The sequence below is a fragment of the Chelativorans alearensis genome (assembly GCF_010993735.1).
In the GTDB taxonomy this organism is placed as follows: domain Bacteria; phylum Pseudomonadota; class Alphaproteobacteria; order Rhizobiales; family Rhizobiaceae; genus Chelativorans; species Chelativorans alearense.
This window is the reverse complement of sequence record NZ_WQNI01000005.1, coordinates 238105-251977: the sequence shown is the minus strand read 5'-3', so window position 1 is coordinate 251977 and position 13873 is coordinate 238105. Positions and strand designations below refer to the sequence as shown.

Here is a 13873-nt window from a genome sequence, read left to right as displayed (position 1 = left end):
TCTGTTTGGGTCAGACCAAGCGCATCAGGCGGATCCGCGCGTGCGCGCCACGCCCTCGCGGGCAGGTACGTATTCGGGGTCGAGCTGCAGGGCGCGCGCATAGGAACGCGCCGCCCGATCCATTTCGCCGCGCCGCTCGAAAATCAGCGCCTGGTTGGCCCAGCTTTCGGCAACGCTCTCGTCCAGCCGGATGGCGGTGTTGAAGTCGGAGAAGGCGTTCTCCTCGTCGCCGAGGGCGAGATAGGAGAGGCCGCGTCCGTTGTAGCCATAAGGCTCGCCGGGGGCGAGCGAGATGGCCATGGCGAAATCCTCCAGTGCGAACTGGTGCTGGCCGCTCGCCTGGTAGAGCAGGCCGCGCCGGTGATAGGCGCGCGGGTCGGTGGTGTCGAGCTGGATGGCCTGCTCGAAGTCGCGGAAGGCCTCACTGGTGCGGCCTGCCTGGCGGTAGATCTCGCCGCGGCCGATGAAGGCTGTGTCGTAGCGCGGGTTGAGCTCGATCGCCTTGTTGTAGTCGGCCAGCGCCTTCCCCTGGTCGCCCATGTACCGGTGGATCAGCGCCCGGTTGGCGTAGGCCTGGTGCGAGTTCGGAGCAAGCGCGATCGCCTGGTCGAAGTCCTTCAATGCCTCGCTGTAGCGCCCGGCCCGGCCATAGGCGGCGCCGCGCACGTTGTAGGCGTCGGGATCGTTCGGCGTGCGCTCGATGACGGCCGTAAGCGAGCCGATATTCTCGGCCGAACCCTGCGCGGTGTCGATCTGGGCAAGACTGTCCACCGCATCGCCGGCCGACTGGCAGGCGGCGAGCGGCAGGAGCGCCGCCAGCGCCAGTGCCGCCAGTCGCCCGTGGCGCGTCATTCTGCTCAAGATCATCACATCAGCCATGGATTCCGCTGTCCGTTCCTGCTCAGGCGCGGCCGCATTGCCGCAATAAAAAAGGCGGCGGCGATCTTTCCATCGCGCCACCTTCGCATTCAAGCGGGGAAAAGGACGAAAATAAGGGCACTCAGCGTGCCGCTACCCGTCCGCCCCCGATGATGCCTTCACGCTGTGCGCGCTTGCGCGCCAGCTTTCGCGCGCGGCGCACGGCCTCGGCCTTTTCACGCGCGCGCTTCTCCGAAGGCTTCTCATAATGCCCGCGCATCTTCATCTCGCGGAAAATACCTTCGCGCTGCATCTTCTTCTTCAGAGCGCGAAGCGCCTGGTCAACATTGTTGTCGCGGACGAGTACCTGCACTTGGGCTTCCTGTCAAAACGTTGATATATAGCGGCATCGAACCTCTTGGCGCTTGCCAGGCTCAACACCCAATGCCCCGCGGCAGACATCTCCCGCAGGATGCGGGCTGATAGCAGAATATCCGCAGCTTGTCGAGTGACTTTGTGGCGAGGTGTGCACGCCGCGGGGAGGGCGGCCGCAGGCAGGCGGCGGCCGCCGAATGGCGTTTATGTCCGGTTGATCGACACGCCGCCGTCGGCCAGCATCGCGGCCCCGGTGATGAAACTTGCTGCATCCGAAGCGAGAAAGAGCGCGGCACGGGCGATCTCCTCCGGCCTCGCCACGCGCTTCAGCGCGTGCAGCCCCTCCACGAACGCCCACTCCTCGGGCGTCTTGAAGGTCGCCGCCGGCGTGTCTGTGCCGCCCGGCAGCAGCGCGTTGACGCGGATGCCGCTCGGGCCGTGCTCCGCCGCGAGGGCCTGCGTCAGGCCGACCAGCCCCGCCTTGGATGCGGCGTAAGCCGTCATGCCAGGCATGCCGACCGTCTGGCCGACGAAGCTTGAGGTAAAGATCAGCGCACCGCCGCCGCGCTCCAGCATGGCCGGAATCTGGTGCTTGGCGGCGAGAAAGGCGGCGGTGAGGTTTACGTTCAGCACCTCCTCCCAGTCCGCGCGGTCGAGCTCCGGCGCAAGCGCCATCCGCCCGACGATGCCTGCATTGTTGAAGGCGATGTCGAGCCCGCCGAAGCGCGCAACCGCATGCGCCACCAGCGCCGCCGCATGGGCCTCGTCGGCCACGTCGCCGGGCAGGGCTTCGGCCTCGCCGCCCGCCTCGCGGATCTCCGCCACCAGCGTGTCGAGCTCGGCCTTGCGCCGCGCGGTGACGACCACCTTCGCGCCTTCCTCGGCGAAGAGCTTGGCCGCCGCCCGGCCGATGCCGGAGCTGGCGCCGGTGACGATGGCAACCTTGTCGGTCAATGAAAACATGGTTCATCCTTTCGCGGTTTCCGTGCCGGGCTTGGCGCCGGCACGGCGGCTTGCTCGCAAAAGACAAAGGGTGCAGCCACCCGAAACCGGATGGGCCGTCACGCCGCAAAACGGCAAACGCCGTCGCAATCAGCGCAAGGCGGCGGGGCCACTTTCGCTAGGGGTAGACTTCGGTTAAGGGCATGACGGTCGCCAACGGGGGAATGCGCATGCGCAAATATTCCGTCTTCGCCATCGCACGCGAGGCTCTGCGCGGCCACAAGGGCTGGCCCGAGCAATGGGGCTCGCCCGAGCCGAAGAAGGCCTATGACGTCATCATCGTCGGCGCCGGCGGCCATGGGCTGGCCACTGCCTATTATCTCGCCAAGGAGCACGGCATCACCAACGTCGCAGTGCTGGAAAAAGGCTGGCTCGGCGGTGGCAACACCGGCCGCAACACCACCATCATCCGCTCCAACTACCTCTACGACGAGAGCGCCGGCATCTACGACCACGCCGTGAAGCTGTGGGAGGGGCTCTCACAGGAGCTCAACTACAACGTCATGTTCTCGCAGCGCGGCGTGATGATGCTTGCCCACAACGTGCACGACGTGCAGGTCTTCAAGCGCCACATCCACGCCAACCGGCTGAACGGCGTCGACAACGAATGGCTGACGCCCGAGGAGGCCAAGGCCTACTGCCCGCCGCTCAACATCTCGCGCGACGCGCGCTACCCCGTCATGGGCGCCGCGCTGCAGCGCCGCGGCGGCACTGCGCGTCACGATGCCGTCGCCTGGGGCTACGCGCGCGGCGCCTCGGCGCGCGGCGTCGACATTATCCAGAACTGCGAAGTCACCGCCATCCGCCGCGGCCCGGACGGCGCGGTGACGGGCGTGGAGACGACGCGCGGGCCTATTCAGGCGAGGAAGATCGGCGTCGTTGCCGCCGGCCATTCCTCCGTGCTCATGCAGATGGCGGATGTCTCGGTGCCGCTCGAATCCTACCCTCTCCAGGCGCTGGTCTCGGAGCCGGTGAAGCCCGTCTTCCCCTGCGTCGTCATGTCCAACACCGTCCACGCCTACATCTCCCAATCCGACAAGGGCGAACTCGTCATCGGTGCCGGCACGGACCAGTACACCTCCTATTCCCAGACCGGCGGCCTGCACATCGTCCAGCACACGCTCGATGCCATCTGCGAGATGTTCCCCATCTTCACGCGCATGAAGATGCTGCGCTCCTGGGGCGGCATCGTCGACGTCACGCCCGATCGCTCGCCAATCCTCGCCAAGACGCCAGTCAAGGGGCTCTACGTCAATTGCGGCTGGGGCACGGGCGGCTTCAAGGCCACTCCCGGCTCCGGCCACGTCTTCGCCCACACCATCGCCCGCGACGAGCCGCACAGGATCAACGCGCCCTTCACGCTGGAGCGCTTCCGGGGTGGGCGGCTCATCGACGAGGCGGCGGCGGCTGCGGTCGCGCACTGAGGTCCCTCCATGCTTCTCATCCATTGCCCCTATTGCGAAGAAGAGCGGCCGGAACTGGAGTTCCGCCACGCCGGCGAGGCACATATCGCGCGGCCGGAGAACATCGCCGAGATCTCCGACGAGGCATTCCAGCGCTACTTCTTCATCCGCGCCAACCCCAAGGGCGTCACCTTCGAGCGCTGGCGGCACATCCACGGGTGCGGGCGGTTCTTCAACGCGGCACGGGATACGGTGAGCGACCGGTTCCTGATGACGTACAAGGCGGGCGAGCCGAAGCCGGATTTGGGCGAGGCGGGAGGTAACCAGTGATGGTGGAGCGTCACCACCCCCCTCTATCCTGCCGGGCATCTCCCCCTCAAGGGGGGAGATTAGCCGGTCACTTGCTCCGGCGCTTCCACTGCAACGACGGTAATTGGCGAAAGTCGTCGCGACGGCCGATCTCCCCCCTGGAGGGGGAGATGCCCGGCAGGGCAGAGGGGGGTGATGGTGCCGCGCGCGGCATCCCCCGAAAGGGAGCCGCCGCATGACCCAGCCCTTCCGCCTCCCAACCGCCGGCCGGCTCGATGCCGCAGGAACCGTCAGCTTCATCTTCGACGGCAAGCCCCACACCGGCCTTGCTGGCGATACGCTCGCCTCGGCGCTGCTCGCCAACGGCGTCCACCTTGTCGGCCGCTCTTTCAAGTATCACCGCCCACGCGGCATTCTTTCGGCAGGGGCGGAGGAGCCCAACGCTCTCGTCGGCATCCACCGCGACCCCGCCCGCAAGACGCCCAACGTCCGCGCCACGGTGCAGGAACTCTACGACGGCCTTGCCGCCGTCTCGCAAAACCGCTGGCCCTCGCTCGCCTTCGATGTCGGCGCGCTCAACGATCTCGGCGCTCCCTTCTTCTCCGCCGGCTTCTATTACAAGACCTTCATGTGGCCGCGCGCGGCATGGGAGCGGCTGTACGAACCCGTCATCCGCCGCGCCGCCGGCCTCGGCACCGCGCCCGACCAACCCGATCCCGACCGCTACTCCAATCGTTTCGCTCACTGCGACGTGCTCGTCGTCGGCGGGGGTGCCGCCGGCCTTGCCGCCGCGCTCGCGGCTTCCGAGGCGGGCGCCCGCGTCATCCTCGCCGACGAGCAGGCCGAGCCTGGCGGCAGCCTGCGCTTCGAGGCCGGCGCCGTCATCGACGGCATGCCCGGCTGGGAATGGGCACAGCGGACGGCGGCGCAGCTCGCCGCGCGCGACAATGTGCGGCTTCTCACCCGCACCACCGGCTTCGGCTACTACGCGCAGAACATGCTCGGCCTTGTCGAGCGCCTGACCGACCACCTCGCCGCCCCCCACCCGGAGGCCCCGCGCGAGCGCCTTTGGCAGGTGCGGGCGAAGCGTGTCGTGCTCGCCACCGGCGCTATCGAGCGGCACATGGTGTTCCCGGACAACGACCGGCCGGGCATCATGCTGGCCTCGGCCGCGCGCACATATCTCAACCATTTCGGCGTTGCCGTCGGCCGCAGGGTCGCCGTCTACACGGCCGACGATTCCGCCTATGCCGCCGCCATCGACCTGAAGAAGAAGGGTGTGGAGATCGCCGCCCTCGTCGATCTTCGCCCCGCGCCGCAAGGCGCTCATGTGGAGGAGGCCCGCGGGCTGGGCATCGAGGTGCTGGCAGGCCATGCCGTCACCGGCACGGAAGGCCGGCTGCGCGTGCGCCGTATCGACGTCGCGCCCGTCAATGGCGGCGCGCCCCGCCAGATCGAGGTGGATGCGCTCGTCACATCCTCCGGCTGGACGCCCGCCGTCCACCTCTTCTCCCAGTCGCGCGGCAAGCTCGCGTTCAATGAGGCGACCCAGCGCTTTCTGCCCGGCCAATACGTCCAGGATGCCGTCTCCGTCGGCGCCGGCAACGGTACGACCGGCCTCGGAGAGGCAGTCGCGGAAGCCCTTCAGGCCGGCGAGAAGGCGGCGAAGGAGGCAGGCGTTTCAAAGGCCAGGGCGAAGGTGCCTAACCTCGAGGCCGGCTCCACCGAGAGGTGGTCCTCCGGTATGGCCGGTGCCGCCCCTGGTGCAGAAGCGGGTAAAAAGGCGATGGCCTTCGTCGACTTCCAGAACGACGTGACGGCCAAGGACATCCGCCAAGCCGTGCAGGAGGGCATGCGCTCCATCGAGCATGTCAAGCGCTTCACCACCACCGGCATGGCCACCGACCAGGGCAAGACGTCAAACCTGCACGCTCTCACCATCGCCTCGGAGATGCTGGGAAAACCCATCCCCGAAGTGGGCCTCACCACCTTCCGCCCGCCCTATACGCCCGTCACCTTCGGCGCCCTCGTCGGCCACGGACGTGGCGCCCTGTTCGAGCCGACGCGGCGCACGCCCATTCACACCTGGGCCGAGGCCCACGGCGCCGTCTTCGAGGATGTCGGCCAGTGGAAGCGGGCCTGGTATTTCCCGAGCGGCGGGGAGGACATGCACGCGGCGGTCGCCCGCGAATGCCGCACCGTGCGCCAGTCTGCCGGCATCTTCGACGCCTCGACCTTGGGCAAGATCGAGGTCGTCGGCCCGGACGCGGCCCGCTTCATGGAGCTGATGTACACGAACCCGTGGCAGAAGCTCGCCGTCGGGCGTTGCCGCTACGGCATCATGCTGCGCGAGGACGGTTTCATCTACGATGACGGCGTGGTCGGCCGGCTTGCCGAGGACCGCTTCCATGTGACGACCACCACCGGCGGCGCGCCGCGCGTGCTCCACCACATGGAGGACTATCTCCAGACCGAGTTTCCCGATTTGAAAGTCTGGCTCACCTCCACATCGGAGCAATGGGCTACAATCGCCGTGCAGGGGCCGAAGAGCCGCGACATCGTCGCTCCCCTCGTCGAGGACATCGACCTCTCGGACGAGGCGATGCCGCACATGTCCGTGCGCGAGGGGAGGGTATGCGGCGTGCCGGCACGGCTTTTCCGCATCTCGTTCACCGGCGAGCGCGGCTTCGAGATCAACGTGCCGGCCGATTACGGCCTCTCCGTCTGGGAGGCGGTGTGGGCGGAGGGCGGGAAGCACGGCGCGTGCGCCTATGGCACGGAGACCATGCACGTGCTGCGCGCCGAAAAAGGCTTCATCATCGTCGGCCAGGACACCGACGGCACGGTGACGCCGGACGATGCCGGCCTTGGCTGGGCCATCGGCAGGAAGAAGAAGGATTTCGTCGGCATCCGCGGGCTGAAGCGGCCGGACCTGACGGCGCCGGGGCGGCGCCAGCTCGTCGGCCTTAAGACATCCGACCCGAAGACCGTCCTCGAAGAGGGGGCGCAGATCGTCGCCGACCCGAACCAGCCCGTGCCGATGAAGATGATCGGCTTCGTCACTTCCTCCTACTGGTCGGAAAATTGCGGCCGTTCCATCGCCCTGGCGCTGGTGGAAAACGGGAGCCATCGCATGGGCGAGCGCCTCCACGTGCCCATGCCGGACGGTGCGGTCGAAGTCGAGGTCGTGCCGACGGTCTTTTTCGATGAAAAGGGGGAGCGCACCAATGGCTGAGACCGCCCGCCGCATGTCCGCCCTCGAAGGCCGCGCCTACGAGGGCTCCGGCATCGCGCTTACTCCCACCGCTCCGGCCAGCCGCCTGTCGCTGCGCGCCCCGGAGGCTTCGCTTTCCGCGCTCTCGAAGGCACTCGGCCTCACTTTGCCGCGCAAGCCGAAGACGACCGCCGCGGACGGTGGCCGCGCCGCCCTGTGGCTCGGCCCGGACGAATGGCTCATCATCGATGAAAAAGGCGCGGACCTCGCCGCGCTTTGCGCCAAGGTCTCGGCCCTTCATTCCGCTGTCGACATCTCGCACCGCAACACCGCCGTCCTCGTTGCCGGGGCGCGCGCCGAGGATGTGCTCGGCGCCGGCTGCCCGCAAGACCTCTCACCAGCGCGGTTTCCGGTTGGGGCCGCCTCGCGCACCGTCTTCGGCAAGGCCGAGATCGTCTTGTGGCGCACCGGCGAGGAAGCGTTTAGGATCGAGTGCTGGCGCTCCTTCTCCGACTACGTCTTCTCGCTGCTGGAGAAGGCGGCGCGGGAAGCCTGAGGGCCCTGCGGGGAACCGGGACAAGCCCCTCTGCGTTTCCCTTCGGCAGAAAGGATGCGATGCCCATGCTGCCTGAATCGAAGAAAAAAGGCGTCTCGCGCGACGATCTGGAAGACGAGTTGGAGGAGGGGTTGGAGCAGACCTTTCCCGCCAGCGATCCGGTGTCCGCTACACGCGCCTCCCGCACCGGCGCTCCCGGCGAATTCGCGACCAAGAAACCCAAGGAAGACACTGCCCACGCCCACGACGAGGAACTGGACGAGGGGCTGGAGGACACATTCCCGGCAAGCGATCCGGTCTCGGTGACCTCCACCACCCATGTGGGCGGGCCGAACAGGAAGAGGTAGGGCGGGCCGTATCGCTTCTTGCAGGGCCGCACCCTCTAGATCGTGATGCCTTTTTGTGGAATCGGCATCACGATCCATCTTTTTGTTTTAGCATGGTCCCGAAAACCGGTGTCCACTTTTCGGGATCATGCTCTAACCCCGCGCCAGCCTCCACACCGCGGCCGCACCCAGTGCGGCGATGGGCACGAAGGCGGCGAACACCCATACCGCGACGTCTTCCATCGCCTCGCCGCCGCCTTGGGCAAAGCCCGCCATGTTGGCGACGATGCCGGAAAGGGCGGCGCCCAGCGCGAAGGCCATCTGCTGGGTGGTCGGCATGGCCGCGGAAGCCTGGTCGCGCTCGGCCTCGCCCGCGGCCGCCACCACCCGGCGGATGAGGAAGCCCCACAACATGCCGAAGCCCGCCCCTTGCGCGACGGCCATCAGCACGATCGCCCACAAGGGGCCCTCCGCCATCAGCGGCCCCAGGGCGGCGATCGCAAACATCACCATCACCGCGCCGGTGCGCATGACGAGCCGTTCCGCCGCCTCGCCGACGCCGGCGAACAACACCGCCGTGACGCTCCAGGCCACCGATTCGGCGGCGATGATATAGCCCGCGCCGAGGGCGGAGACGCCGTGAAGGCGGTTCAGCAGGAAGGGGCCATAGACGGTGAAGGATATGCCGCCGACGCCAAGCGCCAGATTGGCGACGAAGCCTGCGCCGAGCCGGCTGCGCATGTCGAAGGCGCGGGCGGGGAACATCCTGTCCGCCGTCCGGCGCGCGTCGCTCGCCAGGAACAGCGCGAAGAAGCCGGCGCCCGCCGCCATCATGGGCAGCGCCGTCAGCGCCCTGCCGTCGACACCGGCGCCGGCCACCAGAAGCACGGCGATTGAAAGCAGCGCCAGCCGCTTCAACGGAAAGCGCTGGGGTGTAATCGCCCCGCCTGGCCGCATGAAGGCCGGCACGAGCACCGCAAGCAGCACAGCCTGGAGAGCAAAGCTCCAGAAGCCCCAGCGCCACAGGCCGAGATCGGCGAAGAAGCCGCCGATCAGCGGTCCGCAGAAGGCCGATACGCCCCACACCGCCGACATCAGCGCGATCAGCCGCGGCCACATCTTTCGCGGGAAGACCCGCTGGATCGCCACATAGGTGAGCGCCACCAGGAGCCCGCCGCCCAGCCCCTGCGCCAGGCGGCCGGCCAGCATGACGATCATGTCCGGCGCCATGGCGCTCGTCGCGCACCCGGCGGCGTAGACGAGGGCGGCGACGATAAAGGCGCGCCTGAGGCCGACGGCGCTTGCCGCGAGCGCGGCCGCGGCGCCGGAAAGGATGGAGCCGAGCAAATAAAGTGACAGCGTCCAGCTCACCAGCCGATCGCCGCCGATCTCGGCCACCGCCGCCGGCATGGCCGTGGCCACCAGCAGCGAATCGGCCGCATGCAGCCAGATTCCAAGGCACAAAAGCGCAAATTGCGGCAGGTGCCCCGTGCGGACGATCTCCGCCCATCCGGCGTTTCCCGGCGTGGCGCTGGGCTCGGCGCTCATGCGCTCCTCCCGTCGTGCTCTATGCGATAGGCGCAGCGCCGTGCGCCGGCCAGGATATGGTCCGTGCGCGAGACCCGCACATCGCGGCCGAGCACCGCGCGGAAGACGGCAAGCTCGGAGCGGCAGAGGCCCTGGCAGGCGGTGGCCGCCGCGCAGATCGGGCAATGGTTCTCGATCAGAAGCAGAGCGCCGTCGTCGAGCTTCTCCACTTCGGCCATATAGCCCTCGCGCCGGCGCTGCCGGGCAAGCGCCGCCACGCGCTCCTCCAGCCCGTCGCGGTCTTCGACCATTGCGCCATAGGTGGCGCGCGCGGTCTCCTCGCGTGCCGTAATCAGCCGGTCGAGCCCTTCTTCGCCGAAGACGCGGCGGATAGTGGCGATCAACTCAAGCGTCAATTCGGAATGGCTGTCGGGAAAGCGGCCATGGCCCTCCGCCGTCAGCCGCCACAGGCGCTCGGGCCGGCCCCGCCCCTCGGTCACCTCCCGGTAGGCGACAAGCTCCGCCTCCTCCAGCCGGCCAAGCTGCTTGCGTGCGGCGACCACCGATACGCCGAGCTTTCCGGCAAGATGCTGCGCGGTCATCGCCCCCTTGGTCTTGAGAACGAAAAGGACGCGCTCGTCGGCTTTTGTCGCAGGATGGGTCGTCGTCATGGGGGCCTCCTGCTATTAAAATAACTACTTAGTTTCTTTAATGTCAATCCACTACCCTCTTGCCAAATCGGTTCTTCGCATGCAGGTATTCACGCGGGGCGCTGCCATCGGTCTTACGGTTCGTGAATTATTTTTCTACGGTAATCGCCACCCGGGACCTGGCGAGCGAAGGCTATGTATTCGAGCCTGCCCGCCGGGCTGCGCTGGTGCGCTTCGGCGACTTCGCCCTTGCCTATTCGGTGGCATTTCAGCCGGGACTGCTGCGCTTCGGCGACGGCGACGGCTTTCTGTCCTACCGTATGGTCGGCCGCACGGCCTTCGTGCTGGCCGACCCGCTGGCCCCGCGCGAGCGCTGGGAGGCACTGATCGATGCCTTCGTTGCGGAAAAGCAGGACGTCACCTTCTGGCAGGTCTCCCACGCCATGGCGGAGCTGCTTTCGGCGCGCGGTTTTGCGGTCAACGAATTGGGGCTGGAAAGCTGGATCGAGCTTGACGGGTACGATTTCGCCGGTCCGAAGAAGCGCAGCTTCCGCACCGCCGAGAACCGCTTTTCGCGCACCGGCCATCGCGTGGCGGAGGTGCCGCTTTCCACGCTCGACCCGGCCCGGATCGACGCCATCTCGCGCGGCTGGCGCCGCACGCGCACGACCAAGAGGCGCGAGCTTTCCTTCCTCGTGCGCCCCGTCGTGCTCGACGACGAGCCGGGCGTGCGCAAGTTCTTCCTCCTCGACGCGGAAGGAAGGCCGGTGGCCTTCGCCTTTTTCGACCCGCTCTACGAGGACGGCCGCATCGTCGGCTACCTCTCGGCGACGCGCCGCTGGCTGCCGGACGCCGATCCGCTTGCAGCCTATTTCCTGGTGCGCCGCGCCATCGAGACGTTCCAGCGTGAGGGCATGCCGCGCCTTTATTTCGGCCTCATGCCCTTCCACCGCATCGAGGACAAGGAGTTTACCAAGGACTGGCTCACCCGCCGCGCCTTCCGCTTCATCTACACCAATGGCATTGCCCAGCGCCTTGTCTACCCGACGCAGACGCTGGCCAGGCACAAGGAGAGTTACGGTGGGAAGAGCCGGCAGACCTATTGCGCCATGAACACCCAGCCTTCGCTGCCGCGCCTTTTGAAGCTCGTGCGCGCCTGCGGCGTTGTTTGAGAAAGGGCAGGGCTACGACGTAGCGAAACCTCACCTGCCTTGGTAGGCAGTCTCCAGCAGGCGTCGGCCTGCCGTTGGCGTTGCCGGGCAGCCGTCAGGTCGCCGTTATCCCCCCGTCGACGGCAAGAGCCTGGCCGGTCATGAAGCTGTTGCCGGGATCGGCGGCAAAGAGGATGACCTTCACCACCTCGTCCACCTCCGCCAGCCGCCGCATCGGCACGCCGCGCGTCAGGCCGGCCTCGGCCTTGTCGGTCCTGGCAGGCGTCATCTTCAGCGTTTCCGTCACCATATCCGTACGCGAGAAGGAGGGGCAGACGGCGTTCACGCGGATGCCCTTGGTGGCGTATTCGGCAGCGGCGGCGCGGGTCAGGCCGATGACGCCGTGCTTGGCGGCGGTATAGGCGGCAAGGCGCGGCGCGCCGGCTAGGCCGGCGACCGAGGCGACGTTGACGATGGCGCTCTTGCGCCCGGAGGCGCGGTGCCGCCGCTCCATGGCCAGGAGCTGGTGCTTCATGGCATAGAAGACGCCCATCAGGTCGACGTCGACGACACGGCGCGCCTCATCGGAGGGGATGAGGTGGAATTTGACGAAGGTCTGGGCGATGCCGGCGTTGTTGATGGCGATGTCGAGGCCGCCGAAGCGTTCCCGCGCCAACGCCACCAGCCGTTCCGACAGGCTCTCGTCGGTGATGTCGCCGGCCAGAAGCGCCGTCTCCGCGTCGAGCGAGGCAGCCAGCGCCTCGAGCGGCGCAACCTCAAGGTCCGACAGGACGAGGCGCGCGCCTTCGGCGGCGAGCTTGTCGGCAAGGCGTTTGCCGAACCCCCCCGTGGCGCCGGTCAAAAGCACCGTCAGACCGTCAAAACGCCTCATTCAATGTCCCCTCTCCACGTCGCGCTTTTCCCCCGGCTTACGTGAAACGAATGCAGTCATCCGCATAACCATCATTTGCCGCTTTGTATCCCTCGCGCGGCGAGAATATGGTGGATGACAGTCTAGGCACGAATCTGGTTGCCTTTTCCCGGTTTGCGACGGCGCCGTCAAGCCGGCGCCGACGTCCTTTTGGGGACCGGAGACAGCAGGGAGAAAAGATGCCGCCCTCACGCGGCGGTCTCGCCTGGACGATCCGGCATGGCGAGCGTCAGCCAGCGTGCCGTCAACGCAGGCTTGAGGTTGTTCTCGATCTCGACAGTTACATCATAATGGCACTCGACGATGCCCGACGGACGCACTTTCAGTTGCGCCAGCATGAAGTGGGCGCGGATGCGCGCGCCGGATTTGACGGGATTGAGAAAGCGGACGCGGTCGAAGCCGAAATTCACGCCGGCGCTGGTTCCCTCGAGCTTCGGCACGGCCTCGAAGATCATGGTGGAAAGCAGCGACAGCGACAGGAAACCATGGGCGATGGTGCCGCCATAGGGCGTTTCGCGGGCGGCCCGCTCCGGGTCGGTGTGGATGAACTGGTGATCGTCGGTCGCCGCCGCAAACTGGTCGATCATCTCCTGCGAGACGGTGCGCCAGTTGGAAACGCCCACTTCCTCGCCCACAAGCGCCTTGGCTTCATCGATCGCAATGGTGTCGCTACGCAACAGCCGTAATCCCCTTTTTCCGGCTGGCCTCAATCCCGGAACAGCTTCATGCCGTGCTGGGCCGACTGGCCGCCGTCGATAGGCAAGATGGCACCCGTGACATAGCTGCCGGCCCGCCCGCACAGATACAGTGTCGCGCCGGCAATGTCATCCGGGGCGCCGATCCTTCCCAGGGGAACGCGCGCGCCAACCTTGGCCGCCTTCTCCTCGGTGCCGGTGGCAAACGCGGTCATGCGGCTCTGGAAGGGGCCGGGGGCCAGTGCGTTGACGGTGATGCGTTTTGCCGCGAACTCGTTTGCCAGCGTGCGCGTCAAGTGATGCACGGCCGCCTTGGAAGCGGTGTAGGAGTAGGCGCCGTCGGCGATCGGCTGGCTGCCCATGACGGAGCCGAGATTGACGACACGGGCGGGATCTTCCTCGCTCGCCGCCTTCTCAAGAAGCGGCAGCAGCTCACGCGTGAGATGGAAGAGGCCGGTGACGTTGATGTTCAGCACCCGCGCCCAGGCGTGGTAGGGGAAACTTTCCAGCCGTTCGCCCCAGCTCGCGCCGGCGTTGTTGAACAGGATATCGAGCCTGTCGGTACGCTCGCCGACGGCGGCGGCAAGCTGCGTCACGCCCTCTTCGGAACCCACATCGCCGGCAAAGCCTTCGGCCGAGCCGGGGACGTCCAGCTCGTTCAGCTCCCTGGCCATGGCGGCGCACTGCTCGCCGCGGCGCGAGGCGATCATGACATGGGCGCCGGCGCGCACCATCGCGCTCGCCGCCATGCGGCCGATGCCGGAGGCTCCTCCCGTGACCAATGCTGTTTTGCCGGCGAGCGAAAAAAGCTCTTCGAAGATCGTCATCCCACCCACTTCCTGCCGCAGCGCAAAGCCGGCGCACAGTCTGTCCACC

Annotated in this window: 14 protein-coding genes; 6 read left to right on the top strand and 8 right to left on the bottom strand. The window is 67.2% G+C overall.

The features are described from left to right. Positions 1 to 24 precede the first annotated feature (24 nt). The 3 genes from GPJ75_RS09545 to GPJ75_RS09535 form a co-directional block, all read right to left on the bottom strand. Positions 25 to 879: a tetratricopeptide repeat protein gene (locus GPJ75_RS09545; RefSeq protein WP_163267440.1), complete on the bottom strand. Its 855-nt coding sequence runs from the start codon at positions 877 to 879 to the stop codon at positions 25 to 27. 121 nt (positions 880 to 1000) lie between these two features. Beyond that, the gene (gene rpsU / locus GPJ75_RS09540) at positions 1001 to 1231 is read right to left on the bottom strand and encodes a 30S ribosomal protein S21 (protein WP_159588479.1); all 231 of its coding nucleotides are present in this window, start codon (positions 1229 to 1231) and stop codon (positions 1001 to 1003) included. 206 nt (positions 1232 to 1437) lie between these two features. Beyond that, positions 1438 to 2196, bottom strand: coding sequence for an SDR family oxidoreductase (locus tag GPJ75_RS09535; RefSeq protein WP_163267438.1), 759 nt, complete (start codon positions 2194 to 2196; stop codon positions 1438 to 1440). Positions 2197 to 2405: 209 nt separating this feature from the next. Between GPJ75_RS09535 and GPJ75_RS09530 the strand changes: the two genes are divergently transcribed. From GPJ75_RS09530 to GPJ75_RS09510, 5 genes are all read left to right on the top strand, one after another. Continuing rightward, a complete protein-coding gene (locus GPJ75_RS09530) occupies positions 2406 to 3659 on the top strand; it encodes a sarcosine oxidase subunit beta (RefSeq protein WP_163267436.1) in 1254 nt (417 codons plus the stop codon). Positions 3660 to 3668: 9 nt separating this feature from the next. After that, on the top strand, positions 3669 to 3968 hold the full coding sequence (locus GPJ75_RS09525) for a sarcosine oxidase subunit delta (protein ID WP_163267434.1): 300 nt from the start codon (positions 3669 to 3671) through the stop codon (positions 3966 to 3968). Between the two features lie 214 nt (positions 3969 to 4182). After that, a complete protein-coding gene (locus tag GPJ75_RS09520; protein WP_163267433.1) occupies positions 4183 to 7182 on the top strand; it encodes a sarcosine oxidase subunit alpha in 3000 nt (999 codons plus the stop codon). Further along, positions 7175 to 7717 (top strand): sarcosine oxidase subunit gamma, encoded by a 543-nt coding sequence (locus GPJ75_RS09515; RefSeq protein WP_163267431.1) that lies wholly within the window; start codon positions 7175 to 7177, stop codon positions 7715 to 7717. Before GPJ75_RS09520 ends, GPJ75_RS09515 begins: the two co-directional genes overlap by 8 nt. Before the next feature lie 65 nt (positions 7718 to 7782). Further along, on the top strand, positions 7783 to 8064 hold the full coding sequence (locus GPJ75_RS09510; protein WP_163267429.1) for a hypothetical protein: 282 nt from the start codon (positions 7783 to 7785) through the stop codon (positions 8062 to 8064). A gap of 132 nt (positions 8065 to 8196) precedes the next feature. Here GPJ75_RS09510 and GPJ75_RS09505 read toward each other — a convergent pair whose 3' ends face one another. Together GPJ75_RS09505 and GPJ75_RS09500 are read right to left on the bottom strand one after the other, a co-directional pair. Next, entirely contained in the window at positions 8197 to 9591 is a 1395-nt protein-coding gene (locus GPJ75_RS09505; protein ID WP_163267427.1) for an MFS transporter, read from the bottom strand. After that, positions 9588 to 10241 (bottom strand): helix-turn-helix transcriptional regulator, encoded by a 654-nt coding sequence (locus tag GPJ75_RS09500; protein WP_163267425.1) that lies wholly within the window; start codon positions 10239 to 10241, stop codon positions 9588 to 9590. Before GPJ75_RS09500 ends, GPJ75_RS09505 begins: the two co-directional genes overlap by 4 nt. A 122-nt stretch (positions 10242 to 10363) precedes the next feature. On the opposite strand from GPJ75_RS09500, the gene GPJ75_RS09495 reads away from it, so the two are divergent. Further along, positions 10364 to 11392, top strand: a complete 1029-nt coding sequence (locus GPJ75_RS09495; protein ID WP_246248997.1) for a DUF2156 domain-containing protein — start codon at positions 10364 to 10366, stop codon at positions 11390 to 11392. 94 nt (positions 11393 to 11486) lie between these two features. Here the strand turns inward: GPJ75_RS09495 and GPJ75_RS09490 are convergent, their stop codons facing one another. The 3 genes from GPJ75_RS09490 to GPJ75_RS09480 form a co-directional block, all read right to left on the bottom strand. Further along, entirely contained in the window at positions 11487 to 12263 is a 777-nt protein-coding gene (locus tag GPJ75_RS09490) for an SDR family NAD(P)-dependent oxidoreductase (RefSeq protein ID WP_163267423.1), read from the bottom strand. A gap of 227 nt (positions 12264 to 12490) precedes the next feature. After that, the gene (locus GPJ75_RS09485; RefSeq protein WP_163267421.1) at positions 12491 to 12979 is read right to left on the bottom strand and encodes a MaoC family dehydratase; all 489 of its coding nucleotides are present in this window, start codon (positions 12977 to 12979) and stop codon (positions 12491 to 12493) included. Between the two features lie 29 nt (positions 12980 to 13008). Next, positions 13009 to 13824 carry an SDR family oxidoreductase gene (locus GPJ75_RS09480; protein ID WP_159588453.1) on the bottom strand — a complete coding sequence of 272 codons (816 nt, stop codon included), beginning with the start codon at positions 13822 to 13824 and terminating at the stop codon, positions 13009 to 13011. Between the last annotated feature and the right edge of the window lie 49 nt (positions 13825 to 13873).

What these genes read in the sequence shown, in the direction of transcription:
- GPJ75_RS09545 (WP_163267440.1), bottom strand. Translation starts at nt 879, where the DNA reads ATGGCTGATGTGATGATCTTGAGCAGAATGACGCGCCACGGGCGACTG.
- GPJ75_RS09535 (WP_163267438.1), bottom strand. Translation starts at nt 2,196, where the DNA reads ATGTTTTCATTGACCGACAAGGTTGCCATCGTCACCGGCGCCAGCTCC.
- GPJ75_RS09530 (WP_163267436.1), top strand. Translation starts at nt 2,406, where the DNA reads ATGCGCAAATATTCCGTCTTCGCCATCGCACGCGAGGCTCTGCGCGGC.
- GPJ75_RS09525 (WP_163267434.1), top strand. Translation starts at nt 3,669, where the DNA reads ATGCTTCTCATCCATTGCCCCTATTGCGAAGAAGAGCGGCCGGAACTG.
- GPJ75_RS09520 (WP_163267433.1), top strand. Translation starts at nt 4,183, where the DNA reads ATGACCCAGCCCTTCCGCCTCCCAACCGCCGGCCGGCTCGATGCCGCA.
- GPJ75_RS09515 (WP_163267431.1), top strand. Translation starts at nt 7,175, where the DNA reads ATGGCTGAGACCGCCCGCCGCATGTCCGCCCTCGAAGGCCGCGCCTAC.
- GPJ75_RS09510 (WP_163267429.1), top strand. Translation starts at nt 7,783, where the DNA reads ATGCTGCCTGAATCGAAGAAAAAAGGCGTCTCGCGCGACGATCTGGAA.
- GPJ75_RS09505 (WP_163267427.1), bottom strand. Translation starts at nt 9,591, where the DNA reads ATGAGCGCCGAGCCCAGCGCCACGCCGGGAAACGCCGGATGGGCGGAG.
- GPJ75_RS09500 (WP_163267425.1), bottom strand. Translation starts at nt 10,241, where the DNA reads ATGACGACGACCCATCCTGCGACAAAAGCCGACGAGCGCGTCCTTTTC.
- GPJ75_RS09490 (WP_163267423.1), bottom strand. Translation starts at nt 12,263, where the DNA reads ATGAGGCGTTTTGACGGTCTGACGGTGCTTTTGACCGGCGCCACGGGG.
- GPJ75_RS09480 (WP_159588453.1), bottom strand. Translation starts at nt 13,824, where the DNA reads ATGACGATCTTCGAAGAGCTTTTTTCGCTCGCCGGCAAAACAGCATTG.